9 protein-coding genes and 1 tRNA gene are annotated in these 9,501 nt (G+C 59.6%); 2 read left to right on the top strand and 8 right to left on the bottom strand.

The window, feature by feature from the left end; translation table 11 throughout:
- Positions 1–86: 86 nt before the first annotated feature.
- Positions 87–869: a serine O-acetyltransferase gene (cysE, locus tag NUV89_RS24505; protein ID WP_017736828.1), complete on the bottom strand. Its 783-nt coding sequence runs from the start codon at positions 867–869 to the stop codon at positions 87–89.
- A gap of 2 nt (positions 870–871) precedes the next feature.
- On the bottom strand, positions 872–1,642 hold the full coding sequence (gene trmJ, locus NUV89_RS24500; protein WP_026136796.1) for a tRNA (cytosine(32)/uridine(32)-2'-O)-methyltransferase TrmJ: 771 nt from the start codon (positions 1,640–1,642) through the stop codon (positions 872–874).
- Between the two features lie 145 nt (positions 1,643–1,787).
- Here trmJ and suhB point away from each other — a divergent pair, with 145 nt between their 5' ends.
- Positions 1,788–2,603 carry an inositol-phosphate phosphatase gene (gene suhB / locus NUV89_RS24495; protein ID WP_003175971.1) on the top strand — a complete coding sequence of 272 codons (816 nt, stop codon included), beginning with the start codon at positions 1,788–1,790 and terminating at the stop codon, positions 2,601–2,603.
- Between the two features lie 187 nt (positions 2,604–2,790).
- Here the strand turns inward: suhB and NUV89_RS24490 are convergent, their stop codons facing one another.
- The 6 genes from NUV89_RS24490 to queA form a co-directional block, all read right to left on the bottom strand.
- Positions 2,791–3,333 carry a glycine zipper 2TM domain-containing protein gene (locus NUV89_RS24490; protein WP_017736830.1) on the bottom strand — a complete coding sequence of 181 codons (543 nt, stop codon included), beginning with the start codon at positions 3,331–3,333 and terminating at the stop codon, positions 2,791–2,793.
- 123 nt (positions 3,334–3,456) lie between these two features.
- The gene (gene secF, locus NUV89_RS24485; protein ID WP_120449815.1) at positions 3,457–4,371 is read right to left on the bottom strand and encodes a protein translocase subunit SecF; all 915 of its coding nucleotides are present in this window, start codon (positions 4,369–4,371) and stop codon (positions 3,457–3,459) included.
- Between the two features lie 9 nt (positions 4,372–4,380).
- Entirely contained in the window at positions 4,381–6,249 is a 1,869-nt protein-coding gene (gene secD / locus NUV89_RS24480) for a protein translocase subunit SecD (RefSeq protein ID WP_207040540.1), read from the bottom strand.
- A 62-nt stretch (positions 6,250–6,311) separates the two neighbouring features.
- Complete coding sequence (gene yajC / locus NUV89_RS24475; protein WP_003175975.1) at positions 6,312–6,650, bottom strand: preprotein translocase subunit YajC; 339 nt, start codon at positions 6,648–6,650, stop codon at positions 6,312–6,314.
- Positions 6,651–6,693: 43 nt separating this feature from the next.
- Positions 6,694–7,809, bottom strand: coding sequence for a tRNA guanosine(34) transglycosylase Tgt (tgt, locus tag NUV89_RS24470; protein WP_003175976.1), 1,116 nt, complete (start codon positions 7,807–7,809; stop codon positions 6,694–6,696).
- Positions 7,810–7,814: 5 nt separating this feature from the next.
- Complete coding sequence (gene queA, locus NUV89_RS24465; protein ID WP_257783351.1) at positions 7,815–8,864, bottom strand: tRNA preQ1(34) S-adenosylmethionine ribosyltransferase-isomerase QueA; 1,050 nt, start codon at positions 8,862–8,864, stop codon at positions 7,815–7,817.
- Between the two features lie 108 nt (positions 8,865–8,972).
- On the opposite strand from queA, the gene NUV89_RS24460 reads away from it, so the two are divergent.
- A tRNA-Leu gene (locus NUV89_RS24460) sits at positions 8,973–9,057 on the top strand.
- Positions 9,058–9,501 lie beyond the last annotated feature (444 nt).

Below are 9,501 nucleotides of genomic sequence, written 5' to 3'. Positions count from 1 at the left end.
CGGTATGCCAGCCACCTCTTGGATTACTGACCCACCGCTATCGCAGGCAAGCCAGCTCCCACAGGGTTATGTATCGGCCTTTGGAACTAGCCAGCCTTGGTGGCGGCTTCGTCCTTGATCTCGGCGAAGTCTTCTTCGCGCAACTCAGGCAAATCCTTGGCGCAATAGGGGCTACCCAGATCCTTCAAGGCGCCGCACATGCCATCCAGCTTGCCGTCGACCGCTTGCAGATGATCGAGCAACTGGCCAATGGCGCGCGCCACAGGGTCGGGCATGTCTTCGCTGACGCCATAGGCATCGAAGCCGATCTTCTCGGCCATGGCCTTGCGCTTGGCTTCCTGCTCGTCGCCGACTTCCGGCTTGACGATAATCCGCCCGGGAATGCCGACAACCGTTGCGCCAGGCGGTACAGCCTTGGTCACCACGGCATTGGAACCCACCTTGGCACCTGCACCGACCGTGAATGGACCGAGCACCTTGGCGCCCGCCCCTACCACCACGCCGTCACCCAGCGTCGGGTGGCGCTTGCCTTTGTTCCAACTGGTACCGCCGAGGGTTACGCCCTGATAGAGCGTCACATCGTCGCCAATTTCAGCGGTCTCGCCGATCACGATGCCCATGCCATGATCGATAAAGAAGCGGCGCCCCACCTTGGCACCCGGATGGATCTCGATCCCGGTCATCCAGCGACCAAAGTTCGACACCAGCCGCGCCAGCCATTTCCAGCCCATGCCCCACAGGGCGCCGGACAGGCGGTGAATCCAGATGGCGTGCATGCCCGGGTAGCAGGTCAGCACTTCAAAGGCGTTGCGCGCCGCCGGGTCACGGTGGAAAACACTCTGGATATCTTCTCGCAGACGCTCGAACATTTTTAATCCTTCCGCTTTAGAAGCTCGCCACGGGCCGCTTTCTGGGTTTCCGTGAGGATGCCACGCAATATATTCATTTCCGCCCGGCTGACCGAGCTACGCCCGTACAAGCGACGCAGGCGCGCCATCAAGTGCCGTGGTTTTTCCGGATCGAGGAATTCGATGGCCACCAGGGTTTGCTCCAGGTGCTCATAGAACCGCTCCAGCTCGTCCATGGTGGCCAGCTCGCCACTTTTGGTCGAAGCCACTTCATCCTTTTCCACTTTGCTTGGCTGGCCTTCGGCGGCCAGCCAGGCCATGCGCACTTCGTAGGTCAACACCTGCACCGCTGCCCCGAGGTTCAGCGAGCTGAACTCAGGGTCTGATGGAATGTGCACGTGGTAATGACATCGCTGCAGCTCGTCGTTGGTGAGGCCGGAGTCTTCACGGCCGAATACCAAGGCGATTTCAGCGCCGCCAGCGGCTTCTTCCACCACTTTGGTGCCGCACTCACGCGGGTCCAGCAGCGGCCAAGGGATGCGACGGTCGCGGGCGCTGGTGCCCAGCACCAGGTTGCAGCCGACCAATGCATCTTCCAAGGTGGCGACAACCTGGGCTTTTTCCAGGATGTCATTGGCGCCGGACGCGCGGGCATCGGCCTCGTGATGCGGGAACACACGCGGTTCGACCAGCACCAGGCGCGTCAGCCCCATGTTTTTCATGGCTCGCGCCACCCCACCGATATTGCCGGGATGACTGGTATTGACCAAGACGACACGAATGTTTTGCAGCAAGGGAGGCGCTCTCGGACACGGGAAAGGGGAGCAAATCTTACAGAACCGCCTAAGGTTATGCCATGAAAGCTAACGTCGTCCTTCACCTGAAGAAAGTTTCTGCTAGAATGCTCGGCTTTCTTTAACAACCTTAGGTGACACATCCATGCAGCCCATGCTGAATATCGCGCTGCGCGCCGCCCGCAGCGCCAGTGAATTGATCTTCCGCTCCATCGAGCGCCTGGATACCATCAAGGTCGACGAAAAAGACGCCAAGGATTATGTATCCGAGGTGGATCGCGCCGCCGAACAGAAAATCATCGACGCGCTGCGCAAGGCCTACCCGACCCACGGCATCCTCGGTGAAGAAACCGGCTTGCACAAAGGCAGCGGCGAAGGCGAAGACTACCTGTGGATCATCGACCCACTGGATGGCACCACCAACTTCCTGCGCGGCATCCCGCACTTTGCCGTGAGCATCGCGTGCAAATACCGTGGCCGCCTGGAACACGCCGTCGTACTCGACCCGGTTCGCCAGGAAGAATTCACCGCCAGCCGTGGCCGTGGCGCCCAGTTGAATGGTCGTCGCCTGCGTGTCAGCGGCCGCACCAGCCTGGACGGCGCCCTGCTGGGTACCGGCTTCCCGTTCCGTGACGACCAGATGGACAACCTGGAAAACTACCTGGGCATGTTCCGCGCCCTGGTTGGCCAGACCGCTGGTATCCGTCGTGCTGGCGCAGCAAGCCTGGACCTGGCTTACGTTGCCGCCGGTCGGTTTGATGCGTTCTGGGAGTCGGGCCTGTCCGAGTGGGACATGGCTGCAGGCGCCCTGCTGATCCAGGAAGCCGGCGGTTTGGTGAGCGACTTCACCGGTGGTCATGACTTCCTTGAGAAAGGCCACGTGGTTGCCGGCAACACCAAATGCTTCAAGGCAGTCCTGACGGCGATCCAGCCGCACCTGCCGGCCTCGCTGAAGCGCTAAGCGAGCGAGCACAAAAAAGCACCCTTCGGGGTGCTTTTTTTATGCCTGGGATTCGGCAACGACACACATCAACTGTGGGAGCGGGCTTGCCCGCGAATGCGGTTGGCCAGTCAATAGATCCAGCGACTGACACTCCGCTTTCGCGGGCAAGCCCGCTCCCACATTGGGATCTGCTACAGGCTTTGGACTACTGCTGATTCTGACCGAGAATCAGACGACCCTCTTTGTCCACCGGAATCTGGCTACCAGGGTCGCGCTCCATACGCACCGAGCCTTCCTTGCCATCCAGGTTGTAACGCACGTCATAACCGACCACTTTGTCGCTGATGTCGTTCACGGTGTTACAACGGGTTTGCGTGGTGGTGTAGGTATCACGGTTCTGCATGCCTTCCTGAACCTTGTTACCGGCGTAACCGCCACCCACCGCACCGGCTACCGTAGCCAGTTTCTTGCCATTACCGCCACCGACCTGGTTGCCGAGTAGGCCACCGGCCAGCGCACCGACCACGGTGCCGACGATTTGATGTTGATCCTGCACCGGTTTCTGCCGGGTCACGGCGACGTCCTTGCAGACTTCCCGTGGCGTCTTGATCTGGGTTTTCACCGGCTGTACTGCCAGCACTTGCGCATACTCAGGGCCGCTTTTTACCAGGCTATAGGTGGCAAAAGCACCCCCGGCAGTCACACCGACAGCACCCAATACCGCACCCACCAGCAACGACTTGTTCACATGAACCTCCTGACCATCACAAACGGACGGAAACGTCCGCGCTATACCCAGCCTTGGAGCAAAAAAAAAGGCACGAGTTCAATACTCGTGCCTTTCTTGCAACAGCGGATCAACAAGCGCCCATCAAGGGCGGTCGTCGACCTCCTTGCCGGTAGCAGCAGGAGGGATCAGGTCTTCGCTGTTGAGGTTCAGCCAGATCAGTACCACGTTGGCGATGTAGATCGACGAGTAGGTCCCCGCCAGAACGCCGATGAACAGCGCCAGGGAGAAGCCCCACAGGTTGTCGCCACCAAAGATCATCAGCGCCGCAATCGCCAGCAAAGTGGAGATCGACGTTGCCATGGTCCGCAGCAGGGTCTGGGTGGTGGAGATGTTGATGTTCTCGATCAACGACGCCTTGCGCAGTACACGGAAGTTCTCGCGAACCCGGTCGAATACCACGATGGTGTCGTTGAGGGAGTAACCAATGATCGCCAGCACGGCCGCCAGTACGGTCAGGTCGAAGGTGATCTGGAAGTACGCCAGGATCCCCACGGTGACGATCACGTCGTGGATCAGCGAGACAATCGCGCCGACGCCGAACTTCCACTGAAAGCGGAACGCCAGGTAGATCATGATGCCAACCAGCGCCATCAGCATGCCGAGGCCGCCCTGATCGCGCAGTTCCTCACCCACTTGCGGGCCCACGAACTCGACGCGCTTGACCGACGCCGGGTTGTCGCCGCCGACCTTCTGCAAGGCCTCGGCTACCTGGTGACCCAGTTGCGGGTCTTCGCCCGGCATACGCACCAGCAGGTCGGTGGTGGCACCAAAGCTCTGCACGATGGCTTCGTGATAGCCGGCCTTGACCAGCTCGTTGCGCACCAGAGTAACGTCGGCGGGCTTCTCGTAGGTCAGCTCGATGAGCGTACCGCCGGTGAAGTCCAGACCGTAGTTCAGGCCCTTATGGAACCAGCTGAACAACGCCAGCACGGTAAGGAGCACAGTGACGCCGAACGCAACGTTGCGAACGCCCATGAAGTTGATTGTACGTAACATGGCAGCCCCTTAAATCCACAACTTCTTGAAGTCACGCCCGCCATAAATCAGGTTGACCATTGCGCGGGTCACCATGATGGCCGTGAACATCGAGGTAAAGATACCGAGGGACATGGTTACCGCAAAACCCTTGACCGGCCCGGTACCCATGGCGAAGAGAATCCCGCCGACCAGCAAGGTGGTCAGGTTGGAGTCGAGAATCGCGGTAAATGCCCGGCCGAAGCCTTCGTTGATTGCACGCTGTACGGTCATGCCGTTGGCGATCTCTTCGCGGATCCGCGAGAAGATCAGTACGTTGGCGTCTACGGCCATACCCATGGTGAGTACGATACCGGCGATACCTGGCAGGGTCAGCGTAGCACCCAGCAGCGACATCAGGGCCAGCAGCATCACCATGTTGCCCGCGAGGGCCACGGTGGCGATGATGCCGAAGAAGCGGTAGATGGCGATGATGAACAGCGACACGAACAGCATGCCCCACAAGGCGGCGTCGATACCCTTGGTGATGTTGTCGGCACCCAGGCTCGGGCCGATGGTGCGCTCCTCAGCGAAGTACATCGGAGCCGCCAGGCCACCGGCACGCAGCAGCAGTGCCAGCTCGGACGACTCGCCCTGGCCGTTCAGGCCAGTGATGCGGAATTGAGCACCCAGCGGCGACTGAATGGTCGCCAGGCTGATGATCTTCTTCTCTTCCTTGAAGGACTGCACCGGCACGTCTTTCTCGACGCCGTTGACGATCTGCTTGGTGTAGGTGGTCACCGGGCGTTGCTCGATGAAGATCACCGCCATGCTGCGACCGACGTTGCTGCGCGTGGCGCGGCTCATCAGTTCGCCGCCATGGCCATCCAGGCGGATGTTCACTTCTGGGGTACCGTGCTCACCGAAACCGGCCTTGGCATCGGTCACCTGGTCGCCCGTGATAATCAAGCTGCGCTCGATAAGTGCAGGAGGACGATTGCCTTCGCGGAACTCGAACTCTTCGGAAGTAGCCTTGGAGGCGCCCGGCTCAGCAGCGAGACGGAACTCAAGGTTGGCGGTCTTGCCCAGGATACGCTTGGCTTCAGCGGTGTCCTGCACACCCGGCAGTTCGACCACGATGCGGTTGGCACCCTGGCGCTGAACGATCGGCTCGGCCACACCCAGCTCGTTGACGCGGTTACGTACCGTGGTCAAGTTCTGCTTGATCGAGTATTCGCGGATTTCCGCCAGCTTGGCCGGGGTCATCGCCAGACGCAGTACAGGTTGACCGTTGAGGTCGGCCGGTACGATGTCGAAATCGGTGAAGTTCTTGCGGATCAGCGCACGAGCCTGTTCGCGGGAAGCCTCATCAGAGAAGCCCAGCTGGATGGCACCGTTGAGTTGCGGCAGGCTGCGATAACGCAATTTCTCTTTGCGCAGCAGGCTCTTCACGTCGCCTTCGTAGACTTTCAGGCGTGCGTCGAGGGCCTTGTCCATGTCGACTTCCAGCAGGAAGTGCACACCACCGGACAAATCCAGACCCAGCTTCATCGGGTGCGCGCCAATGCTGCGCAGCCATTTTGGCGTGGTCTGTGCCAGGTTGAGCGCGACAACATAGTCGTCACCCATGGCCTTGCGCACGACATCCTTGGCCGGCAATTGGTCTTCTTGCTTGGTCAGGCGCAACAAGCCGCCCTTCGCATCAGCCGCCAACGTTGCCGCCTTGACCTGGATACCCGCGTCGGTGAGCGCTTTGCTCGCGCGTTCCAGATCAGCCTGATTGACCTGCAGCGAAGTGCTGGCGCCAGTGATCTGGATCGCCGGGTCATCAGGATAGAGATTGGGAGCGGAATAAATAAAACCGATCGCCAGCACCGCCAGGATCAGTACGTATTTCCACAGAGGGTATTTGTTCAGCATCACGCCGCCCGCTTATGACGCGGGGCGCCTTGCGCGCCCCGTCGATTGGTAAAGGTTGTTACTCAGATCGCTTTCAGCGTGCCTTTTGGCAGCGTGGCGGCGATGGCGCCCTTCTGGAACTTCATTTCTACGGTGTCGGAGACTTCCAGTACCACGAAAGCGTCGGAAACCTTGGTGATCTTGCCGGCGATACCGCCAGTGGTCACGACTTCGTCACCTTTCTGCAGGCTGCCCAGCAGGTTTTTCTGCTCTTTGGCGCGCTTGGCCTGTGGACGCCAGATCATCAGGTAGAAGATGACCAGGAAGCCGACCAGGAAAATCCACTCGAAACCACCGCCCATAGGACCGGCAGCAGCAGGCGCAGCGGCGTCAGCCATGGCGTTAGAGATAAAAAAGCTCATTTAGCACTCCAGTTGCAAATAGTGAATCTTAGGGTCGGAAAACTCAGTCCAAGGGCGGCACAGGGAGCCCGCGCTTGGCATAGAAGGCATCGACGAAGGCGGCCAATGTACCCTGTTGAATAGCCTCGCGCAAACCAGCCATCAGGACTTGGTAGTGACGCAAATTGTGGATGGTATTCAACATGCTACCCAGCATTTCCCCACACTTGTCCAGATGGTGCAGATAAGCACGGGAGAAGTTCTGGCAGGTGTAGCAATCACAGGTGGGATCCAGCGGCGAATCATCATGGCGATGGAACGCGTTACGGATCTTCAGCACGCCTGTATCGATGAACAGATGCCCATTGCGGGCATTACGGGTTGGCATCACGCAATCGAACATGTCCACACCGCGGCGCACACCCTCTACGAGATCTTCCGGTTTGCCAACGCCCATAAGGTAACGAGGTTTGTCAGCCGGCATCAGGCCGGGCAGATAATCCAGCACCTTGATCATCTCGTGCTTGGGCTCACCCACCGACAAACCGCCGATGGCCAGGCCGTCAAAGCCGATTTTGTCGAGGCCTTCCAGTGAGCGCTTGCGCAGGCTTTCGTGCATGCCACCCTGGACGATGCCGAACAGCGCTGCGGTGTTGTCGCCATGAGCGTTCTTCGAGCGCTGGGCCCAACGCAGGGACAGCTCCATGGAGATCCGCGCGACGTCTTCATCGGCCGGGTACGGCGTGCATTCGTCGAAAATCATCACGATGTCGGAACCCAGGTCGCGTTGCACCTGCATCGACTCTTCCGGGCCCATGAACACCTTGGAACCGTCCACCGGCGAGGCGAAGGTCACGCCCTCTTCCTTGATCTTGCGCATGGCGCCCAGGCTGAACACCTGGAAGCCACCGGAGTCGGTGAGGATCGGACCTTGCCACTTCATGAAGTCATGCAGGTCGCCATGCTTCTTGATCACTTCCGTGCCCGGGCGCAGCCACAGGTGGAAGGTGTTGCCGAGGATGATTTCGGCGCCGGTGGCGACGATATCCCGTGGCAGCATGCCCTTGACGGTGCCGTAGGTGCCCACCGGCATGAACGCCGGGGTCTCCACGGTGCCGCGCGGGAAGGTCAGGCGACCGCGACGGGCTTTGCCGTCAGTGGCGAGCAATTCAAACGACATACGACTCATAGTTGTTCCTCTGGGCCGCGTGGCGCCGGATTACGGGTGATGAACATCGCATCACCGTAGCTGAAAAAACGGTACGCGTTATCGATGGCGGCTTGGTAAGCGGCCATGGTTTCCGGGTAACCGGCAAATGCCGAGACCAGCATCAACAGCGTGGATTCGGGCAAATGGAAGTTGGTGACCAGGCAATCGACCACATGGAACGGTCGGCCTGGGAAGATAAAGATATCGGTGTCGCCACTGAAAGGCTTGAGCACGCCATCACGCGCTGCGCTCTCCAGGGAACGCACGCTGGTGGTCCCGACGGCCACTACTCGCCCGCCACGCGCCTTGCACGCAGCCACAGCGTCAACCACTTCCTGACTGACTTCCAGCCACTCGCTGTGCATGTGGTGGTCTTCGATGTTATCCACACGCACCGGCTGAAACGTGCCGGCCCCCACGTGCAGGGTTACATAGGCGGTCTCGACGCCCTTGGCGGCGATTGCGTCCAGCAGCGGCTGGTCGAAATGCAGGCCGGCCGTCGGTGCCGCTACTGCACCAAGGCGTTGGGAGTAAACCGTCTGATAGCGCTCGCGATCCGAGTCTTCGTCGGGGCGGTCGATGTAGGGCGGCAGCGGCATATGGCCGACACGCTCCAGCAGCGGCAGGACCTCTTCAGCGAACTTGAGCTCGAACAGCGCGTCATGACGCGCAACCATCTCAGCCTCGCCGCCACCGTCGATGAGGATCTCTGATCCCGGTTTTGGCGATTTGCTGGAGCGCACATGGGCCAGCACGCGATGACTGTCCAGCACGCGCTCCACCAGGATTTCCAGCTTGCCGCCGGACGCCTTCTGGCCAAACAGCCGTGCCGGAATCACCCGGGTATTGTTGAACACCATCAGATCGCCTGGGCGCAAATGCTCAAGCAAATCAGTGAATTGACGGTGTGCGAGGGCACCGCTGGGCCCGTCCAGGGTCAGCAGTCGACTGGCGCGACGCTCGGCCAAAGGGTGGCGAGCGATCAGCGAATCAGGGAGCTCAAAAGTAAAGTCAGCAACGCGCATGATGGAGTTCGTCTAGCAGGGCCGGGAAGTCTAGCGGAAATAGTGAAAATTGACCATGAAAGGTGATTGACCAACGGTAATCTCATCTCTATACTTCGCCGCCATTGAGCCCTGATGGCGGAATTGGTAGACGCGGCGGATTCAAAATCCGTTTTCGAAAGGAGTGGGAGTTCGAGTCTCCCTCGGGGCACCATCTTAAAAAAAGACCTTGAAATTCAAGGTCTTTTTTTTCGCCTGTAGAAAAGCGCTCGAACGGCTAAATCCTTCTTATACGCTCAGCCCCAAGCTTGAACCTCCTCCCCTGAGCCGCTCAGCGCGCTTAGCCAGCGCAATGCGCTCGCCTACCACTCATCGCATGCTCGCAAGCCTTCAGCGCCTGCTGGAGCGCATTCAGTGACCGCCCCCTGGGTTGCCGCGGCAAGACTTCGCAACGCGCCATGCAATGCCGGGAAGCGACACAGCCACATTAAGATTCACGCATTGGCGACAGTCATGCACCTTGTGCTCGTTCCCAGTCGATACTGGATCATTTGAAAACAGCACGCAAAGTCAGCGCGAATGAAGCAGCAAGCACTTTTCGACCGCCCAAAACAAAACCCCATCTGCTTTCGCAAATGGGGTTTCGGAATTTAATCTT

The sequence above is a fragment of the Pseudomonas sp. 18.1.10 genome, from assembly GCF_024655625.1.
Lineage (GTDB): Bacteria > Pseudomonadota > Gammaproteobacteria > Pseudomonadales > Pseudomonadaceae > Aquipseudomonas.
Note: the sequence above shows the minus strand (reverse complement) of the source record. Positions and strands in the feature narration are given on the sequence as shown.